The sequence below is a fragment of the Breoghania sp. genome, assembly GCF_030066895.1.
Taxonomy (GTDB): domain Bacteria; phylum Pseudomonadota; class Alphaproteobacteria; order Rhizobiales; family Stappiaceae; genus Breoghania.
Map to the genome: position 1 here is coordinate 62,989 of NZ_JASJAV010000008.1, position 24,092 is coordinate 87,080.

The following is a 24,092-nucleotide window of genomic DNA, read 5'->3' on the forward strand; positions in this document are numbered from 1 at the left end:
ACAGGAGATTCGTGGACAAATGAGCACCTCCGGCGGCACGCATGACGACGATCTGGACGGCTGGGACCTGCCGGGCCCGGGCAGGGGCTCTGCATCCGGCAAGGCTCTGGAACCCGCGCCGCCACGCCCCGGGACGGGAAGCATCGCTGCGCGCGCCATGGCGGCCGTGCGGCCGGCGCCCGAAGTCGTCGACTATCTCTCCGGTCTGAACCCCGAACAGCGCGATGCGGTGGAAAGCCTCGACGGGCCGCTTCTGGTGCTGGCAGGCGCGGGCACAGGCAAGACCCGCGTGCTCACCACCCGGATCGCGCATATTCTGGCGGCCCGGCGAGCCTTCCCGAGCCAGATCCTCGCCGTGACCTTCACCAACAAAGCCGCCCGCGAGATGAAGGACCGCATTTCCTCGCTCGTCGGCGAGAGCGTGGAGGGCATGCCGTGGCTTGGCACGTTCCACTCCATCGGCTTGAAGATCCTGCGCCGTCATGCGGAAATGGTGGGGCTGAGGCCGGATTTCTCCATTCTGGATACGGACGACCAGATCTGCCTGATCAAGCAGTTTTTTCAGGTTGAAGGTGTTGACGCTAAGCGATGGACGCCGCGTTGGTTCGCAATAAAACTGGACACTTGGAAGAATCGAGGGTTGCTACCAGAGCAAGTGCCAGTGGGGGACGCTGAATGGTTCGGCCCCAATAAGGCGCGGAAGATCTACGCCGACTATCAAGAGCGCTTGCGCGTTATTAATGCCGCCGATTTCGGCGATCTGCTGCTGTTGACCATCCGGCTTTTCCGCGAGCAGCCGGAAATCCTGAAGAGCTTTCAGGAGCGCTTCCGCTACATGCTGGTGGACGAGTATCAGGACACCAACATCGCGCAGTATCTGTGGTTGCGTCTGCTCGCCCAGGGCAACAAGAACATCTGCTGCGTGGGCGATGACGACCAGTCGATCTACGGCTGGCGCGGGGCGGAGGTCGACAATATCCTGCGCTTCGACCACGATTTTCCCGGCGCCGAGGTGATCCGGCTGGAGCGCAATTACCGCTCCACCTCGCACATTCTGGTCGCCGCCTCCCATCTGATCGCCAAGAACGAGGGACGGCTCAGCAAGACGCTGTTCACCGATCACGATGATCCGGACGCCGAACTCATCTCGGTGGCGAGCGTGTGGGATTCGGAGGAAGAGGTGCGCACGATTGGCGAGGAGATTGAGGATCTTCAGCGCCACGGGCATGAGCTCAACGACATCGCCATTCTGGTGCGCGCGTCCTTTCAGATGCGCGAGTTCGAAGATCGGTTCATCACGCTGGGGCTGAACTACCGGATGATCGGCGGTTCGCGTTTCTATGAGCGCCTGGAAATCCGCGACGCGCTGGCTTACTTTCGCGCAACCTTGCAGCCCTCCGACGATCTGGCCTTCGAGCGCATTGTCAATACGCCGATGCGGGGCCTGGGCGATGCGTCGCTCAGGCAGGTGCGGGAGCTGGCGCGGGCTCAGAATATTCCGATGATGCAGGCTGCCGGAATGCTGGTGGAGACGGAAGAGCTTCGCCCCAAGCCGCGCAACACGCTGAAGAATTTGCTGATGGATTTTTCCCGCTGGCGCTCACAGCTTGAAAGCCAGAGGCATACGGATCTGGCGGAGATCATTCTGGACGAGAGCGGCTACACGGAGATGTGGCGCAACGACCGCTCCGCGGATGCGTCGGGGCGGCTGGAGAACCTCAAGGAACTGATCCGCTCCATGGACGAATTCGAGTCCATGGCAGGCTTTCTGGAGCATATCTCGCTGGTCATGGATCGGGATTCCGGCGACACGGACGATGCTGTCTCCATCATGACGCTGCACTCGGCCAAGGGGCTGGAATTCGATACCGTCTTCCTGCCCGGCTGGGAGGAGGGGCTGTTTCCCCACCAGCGCGCGCTCGATGAATCGGGGCGTGCGGGGCTGGAGGAAGAGCGCCGCCTCGCCTATGTCGGCATCACGCGCGCCAAGAAGCGCGCCCGCATCCGCTTTACCGCAAATCGCCGCGTTCACGGCATGTGGCAGACCTCCATCCCCTCGCGCTTTCTGGACGAGTTGCCGGAAGAACATGTGGAGGTGTCCGAGCCGTCATCGTCCTATGGCGGATATGGCACCTCGGGCATGGGCCCCTATGGCGGCAGCCGGTTCGATACGCGCGATCCGTTTGCATCCGGCAACCATTCTACGCCGGGCTGGCAACGCGCCCAGCGCAACCGTGAAAGCGGGGCGTCGTCTGGCGGGTTCGGGAAAAGCTCGCGCGGCCGGGGCGGTCCGAAGACCATCGAGGGCGAACTGGTCGCCAAGAGCGTGACGGAAACGGAATCCGCGTATTCGGTGGGCGAGCGGATCTTCCATTTGAAATTCGGCTACGGCCGCGTGGCCTCGATCGACGGCAACAAGTTGACCATTGAGTTTGAGAAGGCGGGCCGCAAGAAGGTTCTGGACAGTTTCGTGGAGGCTGTCTGAGGCGCGCGCGGCCTGAGGGGCACGGCAAGCGGGGCGAGATCCCGGTTTTGCGCAGCAGCACTGCGTGCCGCAGCGCGCCCGGGATGACACTCGATAATCTTGTGATGGAAAGCGGTTTCGAACCGGATTGAGAAATCTCTCCAGCGTCATCCCGGGCGCAACATGCTGAGTGCCCGGCCCCTTTCGCGCCTCTCCCCTTCGCCCTATAAGGCGCATATTGTTCCAATTCCCGAGCCGTTCTCTTGCGGCCCTTTATCCAGGACCTTGTTTCCATGCCCATGATCCGCGCCCGCGTGACGGCGGAGGAAACCGAAGCCAAGCGCATTGCCGGTATTCTCGAAGCCGCCTTCGAAGAAGAGGCCTATCCCGTCTCCGTCTACGAGACGGTGATGGACGGGCCGTGGGTGGCGGAAATCCTGTTTTTCGACGGCGACCCCGAAGCGGTGAGGGCGGAGATCCTCGACAAGGTCGGCACCGATGCCTTCGCGGCTCCCGTGGTGACGGATGTGCTGGAGGATATCGACTGGATCGCCAAGGGGCTGGAAAGCCTTACGCCGGTCTCCGCCGGTCGGTTTGTCGTCCACGGCAGCCATGATCGAGACAAGATCTCGCCCTATGCGATCGGCATCGAGATCGAGGCCGCGCAGGCCTTCGGCACCGGTCATCATGGCACCACGGTCGGGTGTCTGGAGGAATTGTGCCGGGTCCTGAAGCGGCGGCACTACAAGTCTATCCTCGATCTTGGCACCGGTTCGGGCGTGCTTGCCATCGGCATGGCGAAGCTGGCGCACCTGCCGGTGCTTGCAACCGATATCGATCCGGTCGCCACGGCTGCGGCAAAGGCCAATGCGCGGCTCAACGAGGTGCTGGGACTGGTGGAATGCGTGACGGCGACGGGCGTTGATCATCCGCGCATTCGGGCGCGTGCACCGTTCGATCTGGTGGTGGCCAATATTCTGGCCCGTCCGCTGATGGCGCTGGCCCGTTCGATCTCGCTGTTGATGGCAAAGCCCGGCACGCTGGTACTTTCAGGCCTCAGAGTTGCCGACGGGCCGCGCGTGATCGCATCCTATCGCGGCCAGGGCTTCCGCCTGACCCACCGTATCGAGCACGAAGACTGGCTGACGTTGACCTTCGCCAACACGCGCACGGAGCTTTGAGGCCCCGGCGAGAGCCTTTGTTGGCAGGCTTTTGTCAGAGAAAACCCGTCCCTGAAACGAAGGCAGGGCGTACCGCTTTGCGGTCACGCCCTGTGCCTCCCGAAGCCGCGTTGTATCCGGTCTCTTTGAACCGGTTTTGCCGCCTAGTAGGGCAGCGTCATCGCGCCTTCGCGCTCCAACTCGCTGGGTCGTAGCCATACGCGTTCAGCGTCGCGTCGTCGAGCTGCAACAGGTATCCATTGACATAGCGGTGCGCTTGACGCTCGCGGGTGTTGACCATGCGATCCAGGGCGCGACGGAACAGGCCGTGACGGGCGCCGGGAAGTCCGGTCGAGATTACAGAGGCAGTCGCCATGATGAAATCTCCTTCGGTCACGTGCGGCCGGGAAGATCATTCCCGTCGCTCACTGGCCCGAAAGTATGGACGCAGGTGACCCTCAGTAAGCGCTGGTATCGCATAGCTGCCCTGCCATTTTGGAATGCGCGATTTTCCGTTTGTGCGCTGCGGTATCCATTCTGATCATCTTGCTCGAAAAATGGGTGGAAAATGCCGGTTTTCCGGGCGTTTTCCAATGTCGGGATCAGAGCCGTTCCCGACTGCCGAAGCGACCTCAGTAGGGCTACTAGGGGCGTAATTGCGTACCGAGCTTCCTGCACGTGCTGGTTGGTCGCACCTCCACTCGGTTGAAAATGCGGCCGCGATGGTGGTCGGCATGCGGGTTTCTTTGCGCGCGGGCGATTGCGGGAGGATAAGAGATGCAAATCTCTTGTCGTCTTGAGCTCAGAAAGCGCTAGTTTGATCTCATGTTCCAGTCTTACGATCCCCCCTCTGAATCATACGTACACGGCGACCGACTGGTCGCCCTGGGGGCCGAACTGAACCGTCGCGGTCTCGATGGCTTCATCGCGCTGCACACAGATACCCACCAGAACGAATACGTCGCGCCCAGCGAGGAACGCCTTGCCTGGCTGACCGGGTTTACCGGCTCGGCCGGTGCCGCGGTCGTCCTGCCGGATCAGGCGGCGATTTTCGTGGACGGTCGCTACACCATTCAGGTGCGCGATCAAGTCGATGCGAAGCTGTTTGAGCCGCTGCACCTGATCGAGACGCCGCCCTATACCTGGATCCAGCTCAAGGCGAAAAAGGGCATGCGCATCGGCTACGATGCCATGCTTCACACCGTGAACGGCGTGAAGAAGCTGAAGAGCGCCTGCGAAAAGGTGGGCGCGGAGCTTGTGCCGGTCGACGGCAATCCGATCGATACGGTGTGGACGGACCGCCCTGAGCCGCCGCTTGAGCCGGTTGTCCTGCATCCGATGTCCTCTGCGGGGCAAGGAGCGAAGGACAAGATCGAGCGGCTGAAGGCGGAGCTGCGCGAAGGCGGATGTGATGCTGCGGTGATCCTGCAGCCGGACTCCATCGCCTGGCTCTTCAACATTCGCGGTCACGACCTGCCGCATCTCCCGGTTGCGCTGGCCTTCGCGATTGTTCGCGCCGATGCTAAACCGCTTCTTTTCATCGACCATCGCAAGATGTCGAATACGGTGGCGGATGCGCTCGGGCAACTGGCCGAGGTCGGCGAGCCCGACGGTTTCCTGTCGGCGCTGGACGGGTTTTCCGGCAAGACGGTGCTGGTCGATCCCGACATGTCGGGCGATGCCACCGTGCAGCGGTTGGAGGCGAATGGTGCAAAGGTTCGCTTAGGGGACAACCCGGTGATGCTGCCCAAGGCCGTGAAAAATGCGGTCGAGATCGAGGGTTCGCGCGCCGCGCACCGCCGCGATGCTGTGGCATTTGCACGGTTCCTGCTGTGGTTCGAGAAAACCGCTCCGTCGGGCGGGCTCAACGAGATTTCGGTGTCCGAGGCGCTGGAAGGCTTTCGTGCCGAGACCGGCAAGCTGAAGGATATCTCGTTCGACACGATCTCAGGTACCGGGCCGAATGCTGCCATCTGCCATTACCGGGTGACGACGGCCTCCAGCCTTCCCCTCGAGATGAACAATCTCTACCTGGTCGATTCCGGTGCGCAGTACGAGGACGGCACCACGGACATCACCCGCACCATGGCGGTGGGTGAGCCGAGCGAGGAAATGCGGCAGCAGTTCACGCTGGTGCTGAAGGGCCATATCGGCATTTCCACTGCACGCTTTCCCGCTGGCACGTCGGGCGCGCAGCTCGATGCGCTGGCGCGTATTCCGTTGTGGAAGGCCGGGCTCGATTTCGATCACGGCACGGGGCACGGCGTGGGCGCCTATCTCAGCGTTCATGAAGGCCCTCAGCGCATCGCCAAGACGGGCAAGACGCCGCTTGAGCCGGGCATGATCATCTCCAACGAGCCGGGCTACTACAAGGATGGCGCGTGGGGCATCCGCATCGAGAACCTGGAACTGGTCACCGAGGCGACGCCGATTGAAGGCGGCGAGCGGCCGATGCTGGGCTTCGAGACGCTGACGCTCGTGCCGATCGATCGTCGACTGATCGTCACCTCCATACTGAATGCGGATGAGCGGGATTGGGTGGATGCCTATCACGCCCGCGTGCGCAAGGAGATTGGCTCGTTGCTGGACGCGGAAACGCGCGCTTGGCTCGAGGCAGCGACGGAGCCGCTTCAGGACTGAGACTGTTGCCGGGAGAGGGCTGTGGCTCTCTCTCGGTTTCGAGCCGGGAGGGCTCGGAGGGTGAGGGCGTGTGGCCCGTCTCGAAGGATGGGCTTCACACACCAACGCACCCGGCTCCATGAGAGCGACGGCCAATCCGGGGAGGATGCATGAAGGCCATCGATATCCTGCGGGTGCCCGTCTGGGCGCTGGAGCTGGCGAGCGGGGCGAAGTCGTTTTGCGACAATCCGCTGATTGACTCTCCCGGGCTCAACCGGCGTAGGCTGCATGTGGCGCGCGTCCGGCTCGCCGAGCGCATGGTGGACTGGCGGCGCCGGAGACTGGCGCATCTGGTGGAGCCGAGGGACGTGGAGGATTACGCCCGCGACGGCTTCGTCATCCGCCGCAACGCCTTGCCGGAGGCCGACTTTCAGGCGCTTCGCCGCGCGGTGGAGGAAAACGCCTTTCCCGCCCAGGAGATGTGGCAGGGAAACGCCGTCACCCGCTTTGCGCCCGCAACCTGCGCCATGTGCGCCGATCACCCGGAAATCGGATCTTTCGTCAACGGCGCGCTGTTTCAGGGGCTGCTGCGCTATGTGGCCTCCACAGATGCGAATCCGATCGTGTTTCTGCACACGATCTTTGCCGAACCGGATCGCGGCCCGCGCGACCCGCAGACGGTATTTCACTCCGATACCTTCCACGCGACCGCGAAGGCGTGGTTCTTTCTGGAGGACGTGGCGGAGGACGGCGGACCTTTCACCTATGTGCCGGGCTCGCACCGGATGACGCCCGAACGGTTGCGCTGGGAATACGAGAAGTCGCTCATCGCTCGTGAGGATAGGAACTGGCACCATGCGCTTGGTTCGTTCCGGATTTCCGATCAGGAACTGGAGGAGCTTGGCTATGGCGCCTCGGTCAGCGTGGCCGTGCCCGCCAACACGCTGGTGGTGGCCGATACGCACGGTTTTCATGCGGGCGGCGTGAGCCGTCGGGCGACGGTGCGGCTCGGCGTCTACGGCTCGCTGAGGCGCAATCCGTTTCTGTCCTTCACGGGAGCTCGCCCCGTTTTCGTTGCCGGGCCTTAAGGGGCGGCAGGCAGAGCTTCACGACTGGCTCAACACGCGCAAGGCGAAGAAGGGCAAGAGGGGTCAGCCGCCGGTCGGCGCGGTCAAACCGCTCGATCCGCCGGTTCGGTGGCGGGAGACGTGAGTATGAAGACGGCTTTTAGCAATGACCCGGAGACGGGCCCAAAACTTCCGCGCGAAATTGTGTGTCCTGACCGGGATGCGCCGATGCTGGACTGGTGGAAGGGAATTTACGACCGTGTCTTCATCGCATTCCATCCGTGTTTCCGGATTGCTTCCGAAGCCGATGGGGATGGGACAGGGCGAGAGTTCTGTCACGGAGAAGGTTGGTTCGACGAAGATTTCGACGATGTCGCCAAAGCCCGCGGAGTACCGGTGTCCTGGGAGGAGATGCGTGTGGCAGTCGCCCCGGAAAGCTGCATGCACTCGTTCTTCATGGCTGGTTGGCTCCTTGGAGCCTGCGGAACGGCTCGCCCGGGGGAGCGTTCTGAAATCGTTCGGGATCTGCAGAAAGAGATTTCGGCGTATTGTGAAGCTGAAGAGCTGTATTTCCCTACAGGCGACAATATGTGCTCTGTTCTGGAGCCGGACATATTCAGGTTTTTCCCGCTTCGTAAAAACTACGGTCGATATCTATGATGAGTTCTGCTGTAACGTATTTACGGAGCCGCTATCTGTCTTTTCACCCGAAATTACAACCTATAACTTGGCGAATGCGATCACAGGGACGTGGCCCTATGCCGTCCATTTGCCGGATCCGGGAGTTCTCATGGTGTGGGAATTCGATTGCTGTCACTTCCCGATCGCGATGACCGAACGAGCGTGGAAGACGGCACAACCGGAAGACCATTTCGAAGGCTTCTATGCCGATGCTGAGACATATTCGGATTGGCCGAACCCGCCGTCGTGGCTTCGGGGAAAATAAAACGCCCCAATAGGCAAGAGATATTGCGTGAGAATGGAGAGGTGCCGTCCCCGCGCCGCCGTCCCCGACTGCTGTCATTGTGCCCGGCTTTGTCCGGATAATTCAGACGTTGCCGCAGTGCATGCCGCTCTCGCTGGATCACCCGGACTGCGCCGGGTGATGACGGTGGAGTGGGCAAGACGTATGGGCGGAAAGGGAGCTGCGTCGCTCGCTCATAACCTCTCCCCATCGGAGAGGGGACACGTTCGCGCCGTGCCGAGTGGATTACTCCATCGACCGGATCATGTTCCGGACGACCGGGTAGATCTCGCGCTCCCAGCGCTTGCCGTTGAAGACGCCGTAGTGGCCCACATTGGCCTGCAGGTGGTGGCGCTTCAGGTGGGGGCGGAGCGAGTTGCACAGCTCGTGGGCCGCAGACGTCTGGCCAAGCGCGCAGATATCGTCGCGTCCGCCCTCGACCGTCAGGAGCGCGCGCGGTGCAGGTGATGGCACTCGGGTCGACCAGCTCGCCCTTGGCAAGCTCGGCCTTGTGGAACACGCGGTCGATTGTCTCGATGTAGAATTCCTCCGTCATGTCCAGGACAGCGAAATACTCATCGTAGAAGGTCTTTTATCTTCCTCGCCTCTTCCGTGCACCCCGCGACCATGTGCTGATAGAGATTTTCATGCGCCTTGCGGTGGCGGTCCATGTTCATAGCCATGAAGTCTGTGAACTGGAGGAAGCCCGGATAGATGCGGCGACCGCCGCCGCGATAGCGAGATGGCACCGTGAAAATGACCGAACGCTTGAACCGGCCGAACGACTTGGCGATCGCGAACTCGTTCACCTCCGTCGGGCTTTCGCGTGGATCGATGGGCCCGGCCATCAGCGCCATGGAGCGCGGCGTGTCGAGGTGCTTGTCCTTCGACATGACCGCGACGGCGGCAAGCGCCTGCACGCAGGGCTGGCAGACGGCCAGAACGTGCGCGTCGGGGCCGATCTCCTCCAGAAAGCGGATGATTGTAGGAGATGTAATCCTCCACCCCGAAGGATCCTGCTTCCACCGGCACGTCGCTGGCGTTGGCCCAGTCTGTGATGTAGACGTCATGATCGCGCAGCAAGGTTTGCACCGTGCCGCGCAACAGGGTCGCGAAGTGGTCGGACAGGGGGGCGACGACAAGAACGCGCGGCTGGGGCGTGTTTGTGTCCTTGGTGAAATGCAGAAGCCGGGCGAAGGGCAGGTCGAGCGCAACGCTTTCGGAAACCGGAACGAGGCGGTTGCCGCTCATGACCTCGGTGATGCCGAAGTCCGGCGAGACATGGCTGATCTCGAAGCGCTCGATCATCTCCAGCCCGGCCGTCAACCGCCGTTTGACCGGATCGCTGAGCGACCAGAACAGGGTGTCAGCCGAATTGCGCATCTGGTGCGCGAAGAAGCGCATCGGCTCGATCAGGTCATCCTGCCACTGGTAGGCCTGGTACATCATGGATCCGTCCTGTTTGCCCCGCCCTCAATCATATGCACAAAATGCGCTAATGGGTTATATCATGCAATGCGATAAAATATGATGCGGTGCGAAAATATGAAGAGGGAGGTTTGTCATATGTCAATATTGACGATTTCTTCGAAGAATTATTCCTCCTGGTCTCTGCGCGGCTGGCTGCTGTGTCGCATGGCGGGGCTGGAATTCGAGGAGGTGCGAGTCGATCTGGACGAGGAGGCGTGCCAGGAATTGCTGCTGTTGTCACCCTCCATGCTGGTGCCGCGGCTGGTTCACGGTGACGTGACCGTGTGGGATACGCTGGCGATCGCGACCTATCTGACGGAAAGCTTTCCGAAGGCGGGGCTGCTGCCGAAGGACAAGGTGGCGCGCAACCATTGCCGCTCGGTCTCCGGCGAGATGCATTCCGGGTTCTACAACCTGCGCTCCGCCCTGCCGATAAACCTCAAGGCCCGGCACAAGAGCTTCAAGATCTTCTCCGGCGCGTGCCCCGACGTGGAGCGCGTCAAGACGATCTGGCGCGAATGTCTGGAAGTTCACGGCAGGCCGTATCTGTTCGGCAAGGTGCCGACGGTCGCCGACGCCATGTACGCGCCGGTCTGCACACGTTTCGTCACCTATGCTGTGGACATGGAGGAGGACATCGCCGCCTATTGCCAGACGATCCTCGACTGGTCGCTGATGAAGGAATGGACCGAAGGCGCGATGGAGGAGCCCGACGAGATCATCGAACTGGAGGTGGAGTTTTAGGGCGACGGTCCGAGAACTCATGTGGCGAGAGCGTTGAGTGCGTGGCCCATCCTTCGAGACGGGCCACGTGTTCCGCTTCTCAGCTAAGCACCATTCGCAACCCGACCACCGACAGGACCCCGATCGCGACCACGACGAAGAGCGGCAATCTCGTTGCCGCGATCGCGGTGATTGCAGCCGCGAGCGTCTCCGCCCAGCCGGTTGCGAGCGCCATCGGTGCGATGACGGTCATCAGGACAGCGGGCGGCACGGCTTCCAGGGCTGCCTTGAAGCGGTCGATTGACGGGATGTGGCGCACCAGGGTGAGACCGGCGAGCCGGGTGGCGTAGGTCGCAACGCCCATCGCCACGAAGGCGGCGAGCGTTGTCGGGTCGAAATCGAACGCGCTCATGGGTGGGCCTCCTGGGGAATGTCGAGGCGGGAGCCGGGCGTGTCCGTGCTCCATTCGCCCTGAAGCTGGGAGGGGGAGGCTGGTGCTTCCGGACTTTCCGGGCGCCAGAAGAGGGCGGCGGCGATCATTCCGGCAAATGCGCCGGCCAGGATGTACCAGGCGCCCGAGACGTGGGCGTGGACGAAGACCGCCGTGCCGCCGCTTGCCGCCAGCACTGCACCGGTCGCCGCGTTCTTCCAGAAGCCGACGATCAGCACGATGAACATGGCGCTGAAGGCGAAATCGAAGCCGATATCGACCGGATCGTCCAGAGCCGGGCCGATGACCCCGCCCAGCAGCGACCAGCTGTTCCAGCCCACGATGAAGACGCAGCCCATGCCGAAATAGAAGGCCGGGGTGAGTGGGGCGCGTGCCGCGCGCGCCTCCGCCAGCGCCTACAGTTCATCGACCAGAAAGTACATGGCGAAGGGGGCGGAGGGCGGTGGGGAACCGGCCGAGCTTGGGCGTGATGGAGGCTCCCGTCAGCACGTGGCGCAGGTTGATCAGTAGCGCGGAAAAGCCGAGCGCCAGCCATGGCGCCGGGGTGCTCCACAGGTCGATGGCGATGAACTGGGCGCTTCCGGCGAAGACGAGCGTGCTCATCAGCCCGATTTACAGAAGCGACAGCCTTTTTGCGCGGCGATGGCGCCGAGCAGCAGGCCGAAGGGGGCCGTGGCCAGGATGACAGGCAGGGCCTTGATGACGCCGGCGGCGAATTCGGCTTTTGTATCGCCGGGGCCGGAGGACAAATCGGACATGATCGTTTCGGTAGAATTTCAGGCCGTGGTGCGGAAGACGCCGGGGGTGACGCCCATCCGCCCCTTGAACACGCGATTGAGGTGGCTTTGATCGTAAAATCCGCAGGCGGTGGCCACCTGCGGCGGGGGTACGTCATGCAGCAGCAATCGGCGTGCGGCATGGACCCGGCGGTCGAGCAGAAAGGCGTGCGGCGCCTGACCGTAGATCTTGCGGAAGGCGCGCAGGAAATGGTGACGGCTGAGCCCGGCGATTTCGGCAAACGTGGCAAGATCGATGATCTCGTCCAGATGTGCGTCGATATAGTCGCGCGCTCGCGCCAGAGCGGGATGATGCGCGGTGGCGTAGACGGCGGGTTCCAGATCCGCATAGCGGGCAAGCGAGTGGGTGAAGAAGTGATGGAACAGCTCGTCGCTCTCCAGACTGCCGTGTCCGGCCTCCGGCCGCCGATGCGCCCGAGCGAAAGTCATCGCGAGAGCGGGATCGCGGACGATGGGCGCGCGAAAGCGGGGGAGGGTGCGCGGGCGGCGGCCGAGCATGTCCTCGGCGATTTCTACGATGAAATCGGTTTCCGGATAGGACATGCGATAGGTGTAGCCGCCGTCGACGGGCGCACCGTCATGCAGCTCGCCGGGATTGACGAAGCAGATGTCGCCCGGCCGGGCCGCGCCGCGGTAGTCCGCGATATTGACGCCCTCGCAGCCGACGACGATGGCGCCGGCGACATAGGTCTCGTGGGTATGCGGTGTGTAGACGTGGGTGCGGAACGTCGCCGACAGGCATTCGAGCGCATCGTGGCGCGGCTTGCGCCAGAAGCGCGCGCATTCGCCCGCGCTCACCCGCGCCAGCTCGACTGTTTCGGGTTGGTTCGTCGTCATCATGGGAAAACTGTAGCGGCTTGCCGCGACGGTGTCTTGGACACAATTGCTTCCATGTCCCGGGAGCGACCTATTCGTGCTCTTCGCGGCTCGCCTCGATCTGCGCCTTGTTGAACCGGTCGAGCGCGGTGATGTGCCGGGCATAACCGATGATCTAGCGCGATCCGCGCTCCTTGACCAGCGGAACGCGGGCATCGCCGGAGGTATCGAACATGCGCAGCGCCGTTTCAAGGGAGTCTCCCGGGGGCAGCGATCCGGTCTCCTCCTTGTCGTCGAGTTCCTTCGGATTGTCCTCGCCGGGCGGCTCCAGAAAATCGCGCACATGGACCGTTCGCACCAGATAGCGGTGCGAGCCCGCCTGAAGTTCCAGTCCGTGCATTTCCAGTTGCCAATGGAAATAGGAGCGCCCGTGCACGGCGAGCGTCAGGCCGGTGGAGATGGAAACGGTGATGAGAAGCGCGATGGAAAGCGCATAGCTGCCGGTCAGTTCGAAGACGATGACGGTGGTGGAAAAGGGTGCACCCAGCATGGCGGCCGCCACGGCTCCCATGCCGAGAATGGAATAGAGCCCTTCCGAGGAGGGGAGATTGGGAAAGACCTTGGCGGCGATCAGGCCGAAGGCGCCACCGGCCATCGCTCCCAGATATAGGGAGGGCGAGAAGGTCCCCCGTCGAAGCGCGAGGCGAGCGTGATCGTGGTGGCGGCGATCTTGGCCACCAGCAGGACCAGCATGGCTGCCAACGGCAGGTTGTTGCGAAGGGCTGCATCGGTCGTCTCGTAGCCGACGCCCAGGACTTCCGGATAAGCGAGTGCGATCAGGCCGACAGCCGCTCCGCCCACCGCCGGGCGCAGCCACAGGGGCATGGGGATATGGCGCGCGACCCATTCCGATCCGGTCAGCGCGAACTGGAAGATCACGGTGACCGCCGCGCAGGCCACGCCGAGCAGCGCGAAGGCGGGAAATTCCCAGTAGGAGGAGATCTGGTGGCCGGGAATGACGAAGGGGCCACGTCTCCGAACCACAATCGCGTGATCAGTGTTCCGGCAACCGAGGATATGGCGACGGGCACGATGGCTGACAGCGCGTAATGGCCGAGAATGACTTCATGGGCGAAGAGGACGCCTGCGATGGGCGCGTTGAAGGAGGTGGAGACGGCGGAGGCGACGCCGCAGGCCAGCATCACGCGGCGCGCGGTGATGGCGAGCTAGAAGAGATTGCACCACGCCGCCGCAACCGTGGCGCCGAGATGAGCGACGGGGCCTTCGCGGCCCGCGCTGGCGCCCGATCCCAGCGACAGGACTGTGAGCAGCGCCTAAGAGATCCCCGGCCAGAAGGGCAGGCCGTGTCCGCCGCGAGCGCGGGCTTCCATCACGTCTGCCACCGAGAAGGTGCGTTGTTTCGGGATGGTCTGCAGCAGAAAACCGACCAGCAGGCCGCCGACGATCGGGGCGCACAGGATCCAGATGAAGGAAACGTTCCAGCTTGCGGTCACCACGCTTTCGGAAGCGGTGCCGAGCCAGGGGAGCTGGACGAGGCCGATGCCGACGCGAAACAGAATCGCTGCCAGGGCGACCACGACGCCGATGACGAGGGCAAGCAGCCAGACCAGCGGTTGACGACGCGACGTAAAGACCAGCCCGTTGACCCGTATGTCGGTCACGACGAAAGTAAACCCGCTTTTTAACGGATCCAGTATTCTCGCCAGTGGAGATTTTTCGGCCTTTATGGACGGGGAATTGCTTGGTTTTGTTGGCGTTTACGATTTTCGCTCAGGCAATCAGCATAGGGGGAGATGGGTGAGGAGGCGAGAGAAAGTGGAATCGTTTCCGTAAATTCCGCTTGCAACCCTTGATTTTCGGTACGCCAAGGTTCAGGAGTGTGGCGTCCAAGCCCCGTCGAGCTCCGTATTGCTCGGGATGCCATGTTTCCAGTACGGTGTTTTCATTGGCCTTGGGCCCCCTTTATCGACCCTCCCCGGTCGATTTCGAGTAGTTCAGCCCATGGAATTTGCGTCGTCATGTCCGCTTCCGAGCTAACGAGCATGCCTGATCAAGAAACCGATCCGCTTGCCTCACCAGAGGCGCGGATTTATTCGATCCCCGCTCTTTGTGTATTCGCCTTTCTTATTGGATTGGTCGCTGCGACGGGTGCCGTTATATTTCGATACCTGATTTCGATAGTTCATAACATATTCTACTACGATACTTTTTCTCTTTATTACGACGCAAACCAGTTCGAAGCGCCGAGCTCATTCGGCCCGTTCATCATTCTGGCTCCGGTTATCGGCGGATTGATCGTCGTTTTCCTGGTGCGCACCTTCGCTCCCGAGGCCAAAGGCCACGGCGTGCCGGAAGTGATGTTCGCGATCTATCACAAGAACGGCGACGTGCGCGGCATCGTGGCGGTCGTGAAGTCGCTGGCCTCCGCCATTTCCATCGGATCCGGCGCATCGGTCGGACGTGAGGGGCCGATCATCCAGATCGGCGCGTCCTTCGGCTCGACGCTGGCGCGCATGCTGCATCTGGCGCGCTGGCAGAAGATCACGCTTCTCTCCGCAGGTGCGGGCGCTGGCATCGCGGCCACCTTCAACACGCCGCTCGGCGGTGTGCTGTTCGCCGTGGAGATGCTGCTGCCGGAAGTGAGCTCGCGCACGTTCCTTCCCGTTGTCGTTGCAACCGCAACGGCCATCTACGTGGCGCGCATCGCGCTTGGCCTCGATCCGGCCTTCATCATGCCGATCGCCGGCCTGTCGTCGCATCATGCAGTCGATATGGTGCAGCTCGTCGCCTACGCGGTTCTGGGCGGCTTTGCGGGCATCGCCTCCTGGGCCTTTGTGAAGTTCCTCGCCTGGTGCGAGGATATCTTCCCGATGCTGCCGGGCAACGACTACACGCAGAACATTGTCGGCATGCTGCTGATCGGTTGCCTGAGCTACGGCTTCTTCCTGACGACCGGCCACTATCACACTTCGGGCGTCGGCTACGCGACCATTCAAGACATTCTGAACGGCAAGCTCTATACCTTCATGCTGTTGGCGGCGCTGCTGCTGGCGAAGCTCTTCGCCACCTCCGTCAGCCTGGGGTCCGGTGCTTCCGGCGGCGTGTTCTCGCCGTCGCTGTTCATCGGTGCCGCACTCGGCGGTGCGATTGGTGTCATCAGCGCGATGCTGTTTCCCGGGCACGGCTTCTCACCGGCGGAATTCGCTCTGGTCGGCATGGGCGCCCTGGTGGGCGGCGCGACCGGCGCTTCGATGACGGCCATCGTGATGATCTTCGAGATGACGCGCGACTACAACGTGATCGTGCCGCTGGTGCTGGCGGTGGCGATTGCGGTGGGCGTGCGGCGGTCGCTGGTCTCCGCCAACATCTACACCATCAAGCTGCGCAATCGCGGCAAGCCGATCCCCTCCATGCGTCACACCAACATGTATCTGGTGCGTCAAGCCAAGGAGCTGATGGCGAAGAACTTCATGATCCTGTCCGCCGAAACGCTGTTGACCGAGGCCGTGGCCAAGCTTTCGGAATGCGGAGCGCAGCACGTGATCGTTTCCGACGGATCGCGGATCGCCGGGTATGTGCGTTTCGGCACTATTCCCTACGCACCGGATCGCGATTGCGGACAGACGCTGCGCGATGTCATGTCGACCGACTACGTGATCGCACCCGAGACGAACATCCTCAACTCGGTCATCGCCCGCATGAACCAGCGTGACCGCAGCTACGGGATCATCATCGAAGGCGATCCGGGCGTTCCGCGTCCCGACGATGTGGTCGGCGTTATCGACACGTCCGAGATCGCGAGCGCAGTGGTTGCCAACCACTACGCCTGACGGGCGGGGTTACTTCTTCGCAGGCAGGCCGATGCTCCGGCCGGCACGTTCCGGCCGGGCAAGCGCTTCGTGAAGCTTCCCGAAATAGCCAAGTTTCTCGACTACACCGGGTGGAAACGGCGCGACCTTGTATTGGGACATGTCGACGTGCAGCGACATCTGTTCCGAGGTCGCGGACAGCCAGCCGTCGGTGTGGTGCAATTCCTGGAACGTATGAATGCGCTTGGCGTCGAAGCCGATGATCTGGGTCGTGACCGTGACCGGATCACCCAGCGACAATTCCCGCACGTAGCACAGATGGGTTTCCGCAGTGAAGTAGGATGCGTTTTCCTGCTTCAGGTAATCCGGGCCTAGTCCGATCTCGATGAACGCCTCGTCTATGGCTCGATCGAAAATAACATTATAGTAGGCCATGTTGAGATGACCGTTATAGTCGATCCAGTCTTCTTCCACGTGCATGACGCTTGAGCGGAAAGGGACTTCGGCATTCGACATGAAAAACTCCTGGGCTGGGGATGTACGCCGCGTTATCGCTGCGAAATGATTTGCGCAGCGGTGCGAGACAATTAACAGTAGGCCGAATTTTGGCAATCCGGATTTCGTCGTCGCCCATCAACCATCAAACGCAAACTTGTCATGAAAAACAATGGAACCGATGCAAAGAACCGGTTTCATGAACGCATAGGAGAGGAAATATGGTGCTGGCGACAGCGGAACGGGAGGACAAGCGGGAGGGAGACGGTATCGCTGCGATCGTGGCGCAACTGAACGAACGTTTCGGTGAGCGCTGCTCCGTTTCGCATGCGGTGCGCGAGCATCACGGACATACCACGAGCCTGATCGCCAATCAGATTCCGGACGCGCTTGTCTTTGCGCAGTCCACCGAAGAGGTCTCCGAGATCGTGAAGATCTGCGCGGTCAACGCGACGCCGGTCATTCCTTTCGGCGCCGGTACTTCGCTCGAAGGCCACGTTAATGCGCCCGTGGGCGGCGTGTGCATCGATCTCAGCCAGATGAACGAGGTGGTGAAGATCTTCCCCGAGGATCTCAACTGCGTGGTTCAGCCGGGCATCACCCGCACCAAGCTCAACGAGTATCTGCGCGATACGGGGCTGTTCTTTACCATCGATCCAGGCGCGGATGCGAGCATCGGCGGCATGGTCTCGACGCGGGCTTCCGGCACCAATGCGGTGCGCTACGGCACCATGAAGGACAACATTTTGGCGTTGACCGCGGTGATGCCGGACGGCACCATCGGGCAGTCGGGCGAAAAAGTCTTCGGCCGGGTACGATCTCACCCGTCTTCTCGTCGGCTCGGAAGGAACGCTGGCCGTCATCACCGAGGTCACCTTGCGGCTGCAGGGCATTCCGGAAGCGATTTCCGGTGGCGTGTGCCCGTTCCCGGACGTGGAAAGCGCCTGCAATGCGGTGATCCTGACTATTCAGTCCGGCATTCCGGTTGCGCGCATCGAGCTGCTTGATGCCATGCAGGTGGAGGCGGTCAACGCCTATTCCAAGCTTGGGCTGCAGGAAACGCCGACGCTGTTTCTGGAATTCCACGGCACCGATGCGGGTGTTGCCGAGCAGGCGGAGCTTTTCGACCAGATCGCGGAAAATTTCGGCGGCGGGCCGTTCGTCTGGACGGACAAGGCGGAAGAGCGCACCCAGCTCTGGCAGGCGCGGCATGACGCCTATTGGGCCTGTCTGGCGCTGAAACCCGGCAAGAAGTCGCTGACGACCGATGTCTGCGTGCCGATGTCGAGGAGACAGGGCTGATCGCGCCGATGGTCGGGCATGTGGGCGACGGCAACTTCCATGTGTCCATTCTCGTTGATCCGGAGAACAAGGACGAAATTGCCGCTGCATATGGCTTCATCGAGCGGTTAAACTGGCGCGCTATCGAGATGGAGGGGACTTGCACGGGCGAGTACGGCGTCGGTTAGGGCAAGATGAAGTACCTGAAACGGGAGCACGGCGATGCCCTCGATGTGATGCGGACGATCAAGGTGGCGATCGATCCGTTGAACATCATGAATCCGGGGAAGATCATACCCAAGTAAGGAAGGTCGATTCGCTTCCGGCGCGCGGGCGCTGATCCGGTCGGCTGAGAGGGGCGCTCCGAGCGGGGGCCTGCAGATGTGAACTGGATGGCCATATCGCATGGCCGACCGGTGGAACCCGATCGATGTCGCGAGAATCCGCACCGCCACGGAGACGAACGCTGAATTCGATCTACATCACCGTCGGTACGACCCTGATCCTGGCGCTGGTCGCAGCGCTGGTGGCGCCGATGTTTATCGACTGGAGCGCCTATCGCACCACGTTCGAGGAATATGCGGGCGAGGCGCTGGGTCGACGGGTGACCGTGCTGGGTTCGACGGATGCGCGTCTTCTGCCGACCCCGACACTGACCTTCTCCGACGTGCGGGTCGGACCCGGCGGAAGATCCGCTAATGGTCATTTCGCGCTTCAAGGTGCGAGTGGAACTGCCGCCTCTCCTGACCGGCAAGATCCAGGTCTTGAACATGGAGCTGGACCGGCCGGAGCTGAACGTCTCGCTGGACGAATCCGGCCGTATCGACTGGCTGACGGCGCATGTGCCGGATTCCGGCTCCGCCATCAATCCCGACGACGTGCAGCTTGAGGACGTGGAGGTCACCAACGGTGCGGTGAGCGTCATCGATGCGCGCACGGGCGACCTACCGGGCCGACGATATCAATCTCAGGGTCTCCGCGCAGTCGCTGGAAGGGTCGTTCAAGGCGGACGGAAGCGCGCAGATCGCGGGCGTGCGCCAGTCGCTGCGTATCGCCACCAGGCGGCGCGGGGCCAACGGGATCCGCGTCAAGGCGGAAATCCAACTCACCGACATCGCCGCAACGCTTCAAACCGATGGTCTGCTCGGGCAGGAAGACGGCAAGCCGATCTATGACGGCGGCTTCACGGCGCAAAGCGTTGCCGACGTCGCGAACGGGCAAGGCGAGGGGAGTGCCGCCACGCTGGAGCCTCAGGTCAAGCTGTGGCGCAGCGAAGGATCGTTCTCGCTCAATCCCGGCGCGCTTGAGGTGGACAAGGCCTCCTTGCGCTATGGGCCGGAGGATCGTGCGGTCCGCATCGATGGCGATGGTCGCGTCGATTTCGGGGCAACGCCGTCCTTCACGGCGCGTCTTTCGGGAAAACAGCTCGATCTCGATCGTTTTTCCGGCGCCGGGCCAAGCGAGCCGCTTTCCATCAAAGGCGGCGCGGAGGCGCTGATCGCGGTTATCAAGGCCCTGCCGCTGCCGCCGATACCCGGCTTGTTCAAGCTGGACCTGCCCGCCCTCGTGGTTGCAGGCGGTCTGGCGCAGGATATCCATCTGGAAGCGGAAACCCTGCCGCGCGGCTGGAAGATCGCCGATCTGGAGGCGCGTCTTCCCGGCCAGACGACAGTGTCGGGCCGGGGCGAATTGCGCAGCGCGGACGAACCGGCCTTTTCCGGTCAGGTTCGCATAGATTCCCCCGCAACCTTCCGCCTTCGCCTCATGGTGGCGACGTGACCTGGCGGGCGGCGAGCGATCAGGGCCGTGCCCGTGTCGCGGCCAATCTGGAGGTCGATCGGCTCGATCTCGATCGGTTTGAAGCCTTCGCTCACATGATGGGGCGCAAGAGCGGGGACAACAAAGCCGGACCTGCGCTCGATACCGATATCTCGGTGAGATTGAAGACCGACCGGCTCGTCTATGCGGGCGTCTTTGCGGACAAGGTGCGGGTTGCTACGAGCCTTGCAGGCGACGATCTGCAGGTGGAGCAGTTCTCAGCCGCCGATCTCGCGGGAGCGGAGATCGAGGCAAGCGGGCGGATCGACAAGCTTTCCACCGCGCCCGACGGATCCTTCCGTACGAGCGTCAAGGCGAGCCGGATCGATGGGCTCGTGACCATGCTGAAAGGGCCCTTTCCGGAAAATCCGTTGGTCGACCGGCTTGCCGCGGGCGGCGAGGCGCTGGCGCCGCTCAGCATCGACGGCTCGATCACGGCGAAGGCGGACGGTGAGGACAATTCGCAGGTTTGCATGGCGCTGTCCGGCGATCTGGGCGGAAGCAAGCTCGACGGTTAGCTCGGTGCCTCCGGCGCGGTCGATCACTGGCGCGAGGCGCAGGTGACGGGCAATCTTTCCCTCAAGGCCGAGGAAGGCGTGCACCTGCTCGACCAGTTGGGGATCGATGTCGTGCCCCTGCCGGACCTGGGAAGCGGCTCGGTGACGGTGAGGGCGGAAGGGCGACCGGCCGACGGGCTGGCTGTGACGCTGATCGCCGATGGTCTCGGTGCTTCCACCTCTTTCGACGGATCCATGTCCTGGCCGCAGAACGAGGGGGCGACGATTGCTCCCGTCTATTCGGGCACGCTTGCCTTTAAGAGCGCGGACGTTTCTCCGCTCGGTATGCTGGCCGGGCGGCTCCTTCCCATGATGAGCGGCGAGCTGCCGGTGGATGCCAAGGCGAAGGTCGAAGGTGCAGGCGCCTCCGCATCGTTGAGCGATGTGAGTGCGCGGCTCGGCGACATCACCTTGGCCAGCAAGCTCGATGCGGTTTTGAAGTCCGGCCTGCGGCGCGTGACGGGGGACGTGATGGTCTCACGCGTCGCGCTGGCGCCGCTTTCCGAAGTCCTGCTCGGTGCGGATGTGTGGGATTCCGTCGGAGGAACCGGTGCGGGGGAAACGGATACGCCCTGGCCGACGGGTGCCTTCGGTGCGCCGTTGATGGGGCAGGGGACGGTTTCGCTCAACGTGACGAGCGGGGCCGTCGATGTGGGACTTGAGCAGCCGGTCAAGCAGGCGCATTTCGCGCTTCAGATCCGTGCCGACGAGCTGGCGATTGACGGGCTATAAGGAACGTTCAACGGCGGGGATGCCAAGGGATTGCTGCTGATCAAGCGCTCCGGTGCGCAGGCGGCTGTTTCAGGTAATCTGGCGCTGACGGGAACCGCGCTGGAAAATCTCGTGTGGCGTCGAAACGACCGTCCAGTGACAACGGGGCTGCTGGATGCGAAGGGCGATTCTGAAGGAACCGGGCGCTCGATTGCGGGCATTGTGGCGAACCTTGCGGGCGGTGGCAGTTTCACCGTGCATGACGGCGAGATCCGTTCGATCAATCCGGCGGCCTTTGCGTCCGTCATCCGTGCGGCGGACGCGGGGTTCAATCTGAAGCCGGAAGAGGTCTCCAAGGGCGTTCGAGAGCCATCTCGATATCGGCTCGCTGCCCTTCAAGCGTATCGACGGGACGCTGGTGGTGGCGAGCGGTACAGCGCGGGCGCGCAACGTGACCGTCGACAGTCTGAGCGCAACGGCTTTCAGGTCGGGGCAGGCGGATCTCGAACGCTGGGCGTTGGAAAGTGATTGGTCGCTGAAGGTGGATGCGGGCGAGAATGCGGTGACTGGAGCCGAGCCGCAGGTCGGCGTGCTCTTCCGCGGGCCGCTCGATGCGCCGCATCGCGAGATCGACATTCAGCCCTTCACCGCCTTCCTCACACTGCGCGCTTTTGAGAAGGAAGTGCGCCGGGTCGAGGATCTTCAGGCCGACGTCAACGAGCGTGAGCGGCTGATGCGCGAACAGCGCCAGTTGAACCGCAACAAGGCAAAGCGCGAGCGTGCGGCGGAGGAGAAGGCGGAGCGCGAACAGGCGGCCAAGGAAGAGGCTGCCCGCAAGGTTGAGGAAGAGGCCGCCCAACGCGCCAAGGCGCAACAGGAGAAGGCTGCCCAGGAAAAGGCCGCACGGGAAAAGAAAGCGGCGCAGGAAAAGGCGGCTCAGGAAAAAGCGGCCTGCGACGCTGCAAAGGCGGCGAAGGAGCCGCAGACCTCCGATACGGGCGATATTGGGCGCCCGATGTCGATGTATGAGTTCATCAAACGAATTCGCCCGGCAATCGATGGCGCAGACGATCCCCGGAGCGGTACGGGCAAGCCGAAAAGCGGGCTTACTCCCGTTCCCGCCACGGGCGAGCCGCTGAAACTGAACGGTGGGCTCGGCGCCCCGATTTCGATAGATAAGCTTCGCGGTAACGCCCGCTGTTGAAAGCCCTGTGCAGGAAGCGGCATCGGAGGAAACTACCGGGAGTATCAGCTCTCAGAGCCAACCCTCAAGCGATATGCCCGTACGGTCCCGTCGGTCGTCGTGCGAGGACACGAGGCCCAAGGTGCCGCGCTACATAACGCTGCCCGGCAATCGCGTGATCCTGAACCCGACCTATCCCGGGAACTGAGGCGGGGCGCCCCTCTGCGGCGGCATGCGCCTCCTTGCGGGATCCCGCAAGCCATTTCCATCTCTTCATAATCGTCGCCCGGTAGAAGTCGAGGGATGACGACGACAGCGAAAGGTGATTGCGGCGGGGCCGTATGTTGCCGCTATTCCCTTTCGTATTGAGATTTTTTTACTTACCTAGAGGAATTTATTATTTACGTGATTAAGAATATCATGTGAATAAAATAAAATTATACGGCGCGGCTATGGAGTTGACACAAAAATATATATATAACCCGAACGGCTTTTAGACCTTACAAGAATATGGAGATGACATGAAAAAAGCCGCGAGTTACTTGTCGATTGTTACGATCTCAAGCGTGATGGCGGGTTCCGCCATGGTAGCCGACTGGCTTGAGGGGACCTATGTCAATCAGGACGCCGACAGCCTGATGAAGGAAGCGGTCTTCTGCGACGGCGGCAAGGCCTATGCGGGAATGGGGCACCGGATCTACACCGTGGAAGCGCGGGAAGGCACGAAATACGTGGTGCTTCAGTCCGACGGCAAGTTCACCTTCTCCGTCTCCGATGATGGGCAGACCCTGTCGCCTGCCGACGACTTCACGAAGGAATGGTTCACCAAGACCGGCCTGAAGAAGGATCCGAAGCGCACGGATACCTGCAACTGGTAAGACCGCGCCTTCGCGTATCTGGCAAATGAAAAGGGCGGCCCCGAAAGGGTCGCCCTTTTTGTAGCGTGACGAAATCTGTCGACCCGTGGGATCTCAGTGCCGGGTTTCGCGATAGTGGGCGAGTACCGCCAGACGCACTGCGGAGGTCAGCACGGCATCCGAGGTGTGGTTGTCGTCGATCTGGGTGACGGTCGCGGCAAGCGAAAGCGCGCGATCGCGCGCGATTTCTTCCAGCGCTTCCCAAAACTCGGGTTCGAGCGCCAGGCTCGTGCGGTGACCATGCAGGGTGAGGAAACGTTTGTGCAGTCTCATGCGCCGTCGTCATCCCGGCTGGGGGGATCCAGCCGATGTCCTTCCAACGACCGGGTGGCCTTTTCGGTTTCGGCTTTCGCCGTTTCCTTGTCCGCCTTCGATTGCCCGAAGCGAACCCTGTTTTCGGCCGCCTTGGTTTCCTTGTCGGCACGACGCCGGGCCTTGCGTGCTTGCCGTAGATTGATGATGTCGGCTGTCATGATATGTCTCCGACGCGAGCCCCCCTCGCCCCAATGACTTCCGGGTATCTAGGCGGAATTTAGCTCCCGCCCAGATACAGCCCGCTACCGTAACGCAGTAATGCCCATAAAGTTGCGTTGCGAATTGGACTTTTTGTGTGGTAAAGCGATTTTATTTCGGGCCGAGCATATTTTCAGGCCGCACGATCGCATCGAAATCCTCGTCGCTGACATAGCCCAGCCGCAGCGCTTCCTCGCGCAATGTGGTGCCGTTGGCATGCACCGTCTTGGCGACCTTGTCTTAGCCGATCTTGGGT

At 62.2% G+C, this 24,092-nt stretch carries 24 protein-coding genes and 5 pseudogenes; 16 read left to right on the top strand and 13 right to left on the bottom strand.

Annotation, left to right across the window (positions count from 1 at the left end):
• Window positions 1–19: 19 nt before the first annotated feature.
• The gene (locus QNJ43_RS10335) at window positions 20–2,485 is read left to right on the top strand and encodes a UvrD-helicase domain-containing protein (RefSeq protein ID WP_300469718.1); all 2,466 of its coding nucleotides are present in this window, start codon (window positions 20–22) and stop codon (window positions 2,483–2,485) included.
• Between the two features lie 272 nt (window positions 2,486–2,757).
• Window positions 2,758–3,645 carry a 50S ribosomal protein L11 methyltransferase gene (locus tag QNJ43_RS10340; protein ID WP_300469720.1) on the top strand — a complete coding sequence of 296 codons (888 nt, stop codon included), beginning with the start codon at window positions 2,758–2,760 and terminating at the stop codon, window positions 3,643–3,645.
• Between the two features lie 157 nt (window positions 3,646–3,802).
• On the opposite strand, the gene QNJ43_RS10345 is transcribed toward QNJ43_RS10340, so the two are convergent.
• Window positions 3,803–4,000, bottom strand: coding sequence for a hypothetical protein (locus tag QNJ43_RS10345; RefSeq protein ID WP_300469722.1), 198 nt, complete (start codon window positions 3,998–4,000; stop codon window positions 3,803–3,805).
• 449 nt (window positions 4,001–4,449) lie between these two features.
• Here QNJ43_RS10345 and QNJ43_RS10350 point away from each other — a divergent pair, with 449 nt between their 5' ends.
• From QNJ43_RS10350 to QNJ43_RS10365, 4 genes are all read left to right on the top strand, one after another.
• On the top strand, window positions 4,450–6,264 hold the full coding sequence (locus tag QNJ43_RS10350; RefSeq protein ID WP_300469725.1) for an aminopeptidase P family protein: 1,815 nt from the start codon (window positions 4,450–4,452) through the stop codon (window positions 6,262–6,264).
• Between the two features lie 149 nt (window positions 6,265–6,413).
• Window positions 6,414–7,331, top strand: a complete 918-nt coding sequence (locus tag QNJ43_RS10355) for a phytanoyl-CoA dioxygenase family protein (protein ID WP_300469727.1) — start codon at window positions 6,414–6,416, stop codon at window positions 7,329–7,331.
• Window positions 7,318–7,455 (top strand): hypothetical protein, encoded by a 138-nt coding sequence (locus QNJ43_RS10360; RefSeq protein ID WP_300469730.1) that lies wholly within the window; start codon window positions 7,318–7,320, stop codon window positions 7,453–7,455. The genes QNJ43_RS10355 and QNJ43_RS10360 overlap by 14 nt, the downstream gene beginning before the upstream one ends.
• A 2-nt stretch (window positions 7,456–7,457) precedes the next feature.
• The gene (locus tag QNJ43_RS10365) at window positions 7,458–7,970 is read left to right on the top strand and encodes a hypothetical protein (RefSeq protein ID WP_300469732.1); all 513 of its coding nucleotides are present in this window, start codon (window positions 7,458–7,460) and stop codon (window positions 7,968–7,970) included.
• 550 nt (window positions 7,971–8,520) lie between these two features.
• Here QNJ43_RS10365 and phaZ read toward each other — a convergent pair.
• Window positions 8,521–9,723 (bottom strand): annotated as a pseudogene (gene phaZ, locus QNJ43_RS10370) (polyhydroxyalkanoate depolymerase).
• A 117-nt stretch (window positions 9,724–9,840) separates the two neighbouring features.
• Here phaZ and QNJ43_RS10375 point away from each other — a divergent pair.
• Complete coding sequence (locus QNJ43_RS10375; RefSeq protein WP_300469734.1) at window positions 9,841–10,488, top strand: glutathione S-transferase family protein; 648 nt, start codon at window positions 9,841–9,843, stop codon at window positions 10,486–10,488.
• 79 nt (window positions 10,489–10,567) lie between these two features.
• Here QNJ43_RS10375 and QNJ43_RS10380 read toward each other — a convergent pair whose 3' ends face one another.
• The 7 genes and pseudogenes from QNJ43_RS10380 to QNJ43_RS26995 all read right to left on the bottom strand — a co-directional run bounded on the left by QNJ43_RS10380 (window position 10,568) and on the right by QNJ43_RS26995 (window position 14,213).
• Window positions 10,568–10,879: an AzlD domain-containing protein gene (locus tag QNJ43_RS10380; protein ID WP_300469736.1), complete on the bottom strand. Its 312-nt coding sequence runs from the start codon at window positions 10,877–10,879 to the stop codon at window positions 10,568–10,570.
• A 107-nt stretch (window positions 10,880–10,986) separates the two neighbouring features.
• Window positions 10,987–11,676, bottom strand: a pseudogene (locus QNJ43_RS10385) (AzlC family ABC transporter permease); the annotation flags it as partial.
• 18 nt (window positions 11,677–11,694) lie between these two features.
• On the bottom strand, window positions 11,695–12,555 hold the full coding sequence (locus QNJ43_RS10390; protein ID WP_300469738.1) for an AraC family transcriptional regulator: 861 nt from the start codon (window positions 12,553–12,555) through the stop codon (window positions 11,695–11,697).
• Between the two features lie 151 nt (window positions 12,556–12,706).
• Window positions 12,707–13,186, bottom strand: coding sequence for a chloride channel protein (locus QNJ43_RS26980; protein WP_346432927.1), 480 nt, complete (start codon window positions 13,184–13,186; stop codon window positions 12,707–12,709).
• The gene (locus tag QNJ43_RS26985; protein ID WP_346432928.1) at window positions 13,162–13,575 is read right to left on the bottom strand and encodes a chloride channel protein; all 414 of its coding nucleotides are present in this window, start codon (window positions 13,573–13,575) and stop codon (window positions 13,162–13,164) included. Before QNJ43_RS26985 ends, QNJ43_RS26980 begins: the two co-directional genes overlap by 25 nt.
• Window positions 13,467–13,862 (bottom strand): annotated as a pseudogene (locus QNJ43_RS26990) (chloride channel protein). The gene QNJ43_RS26985 and the pseudogene QNJ43_RS26990 overlap by 109 nt, the downstream one beginning before the upstream one ends.
• A 3-nt stretch (window positions 13,863–13,865) precedes the next feature.
• Entirely contained in the window at window positions 13,866–14,213 is a 348-nt protein-coding gene (locus tag QNJ43_RS26995; protein WP_346432929.1) for a hypothetical protein, read from the bottom strand.
• A 630-nt stretch (window positions 14,214–14,843) separates the two neighbouring features.
• Here QNJ43_RS26995 and QNJ43_RS10400 point away from each other — a divergent pair.
• On the top strand, window positions 14,844–16,382 hold the full coding sequence (locus QNJ43_RS10400) for a chloride channel protein (RefSeq protein WP_300469740.1): 1,539 nt from the start codon (window positions 14,844–14,846) through the stop codon (window positions 16,380–16,382).
• 9 nt (window positions 16,383–16,391) lie between these two features.
• Here QNJ43_RS10400 and QNJ43_RS10405 read toward each other — a convergent pair whose 3' ends face one another.
• A complete protein-coding gene (locus QNJ43_RS10405) occupies window positions 16,392–16,877 on the bottom strand; it encodes a thioesterase family protein (RefSeq protein WP_300469742.1) in 486 nt (161 codons plus the stop codon).
• 200 nt (window positions 16,878–17,077) lie between these two features.
• On the opposite strand from QNJ43_RS10405, the pseudogene QNJ43_RS10410 reads away from it, so the two are divergent.
• From QNJ43_RS10410 to QNJ43_RS10445, 8 genes and pseudogenes are all read left to right on the top strand, one after another.
• A pseudogene (locus tag QNJ43_RS10410) lies at window positions 17,078–18,442 on the top strand (FAD-linked oxidase C-terminal domain-containing protein).
• 125 nt (window positions 18,443–18,567) lie between these two features.
• Window positions 18,568–19,026, top strand: coding sequence for an AsmA family protein (locus QNJ43_RS10415; protein WP_300469745.1), 459 nt, complete (start codon window positions 18,568–18,570; stop codon window positions 19,024–19,026).
• Between the two features lie 38 nt (window positions 19,027–19,064).
• Window positions 19,065–19,916, top strand: coding sequence for a hypothetical protein (locus tag QNJ43_RS10420; protein ID WP_300469748.1), 852 nt, complete (start codon window positions 19,065–19,067; stop codon window positions 19,914–19,916).
• Window positions 19,913–20,473: a hypothetical protein gene (locus QNJ43_RS10425; protein ID WP_300469750.1), complete on the top strand. Its 561-nt coding sequence runs from the start codon at window positions 19,913–19,915 to the stop codon at window positions 20,471–20,473. Before QNJ43_RS10420 ends, QNJ43_RS10425 begins: the two co-directional genes overlap by 4 nt.
• A 42-nt stretch (window positions 20,474–20,515) precedes the next feature.
• Entirely contained in the window at window positions 20,516–21,244 is a 729-nt protein-coding gene (locus QNJ43_RS10430; RefSeq protein ID WP_300469752.1) for a hypothetical protein, read from the top strand.
• Window positions 21,245–21,274: 30 nt separating this feature from the next.
• Window positions 21,275–21,751, top strand: a complete 477-nt coding sequence (locus QNJ43_RS10435) for an AsmA-like C-terminal region-containing protein (RefSeq protein ID WP_300469754.1) — start codon at window positions 21,275–21,277, stop codon at window positions 21,749–21,751.
• On the top strand, window positions 21,645–22,427 hold the full coding sequence (locus QNJ43_RS10440; RefSeq protein ID WP_300469756.1) for a hypothetical protein: 783 nt from the start codon (window positions 21,645–21,647) through the stop codon (window positions 22,425–22,427). Before QNJ43_RS10435 ends, QNJ43_RS10440 begins: the two co-directional genes overlap by 107 nt.
• Window positions 22,428–22,927: 500 nt before the next feature.
• A complete protein-coding gene (locus QNJ43_RS10445; RefSeq protein WP_300469758.1) occupies window positions 22,928–23,284 on the top strand; it encodes a hypothetical protein in 357 nt (118 codons plus the stop codon).
• A 93-nt stretch (window positions 23,285–23,377) separates the two neighbouring features.
• Here the strand turns inward: QNJ43_RS10445 and QNJ43_RS10450 are convergent, their stop codons facing one another.
• The 3 genes and pseudogenes from QNJ43_RS10450 to QNJ43_RS27000 all read right to left on the bottom strand — a co-directional run.
• Entirely contained in the window at window positions 23,378–23,596 is a 219-nt protein-coding gene (locus tag QNJ43_RS10450; RefSeq protein WP_300469760.1) for a ribbon-helix-helix domain-containing protein, read from the bottom strand.
• On the bottom strand, window positions 23,593–23,796 hold the full coding sequence (locus QNJ43_RS10455; protein ID WP_300469762.1) for a DUF4169 family protein: 204 nt from the start codon (window positions 23,794–23,796) through the stop codon (window positions 23,593–23,595). The genes QNJ43_RS10450 and QNJ43_RS10455 overlap by 4 nt, the downstream gene beginning before the upstream one ends.
• 151 nt (window positions 23,797–23,947) lie before the next feature.
• Window positions 23,948–24,061: pseudogene (locus QNJ43_RS27000) on the bottom strand (hypothetical protein); the annotation flags it as partial.
• Between the last annotated feature and the right edge of the window lie 31 nt (window positions 24,062–24,092).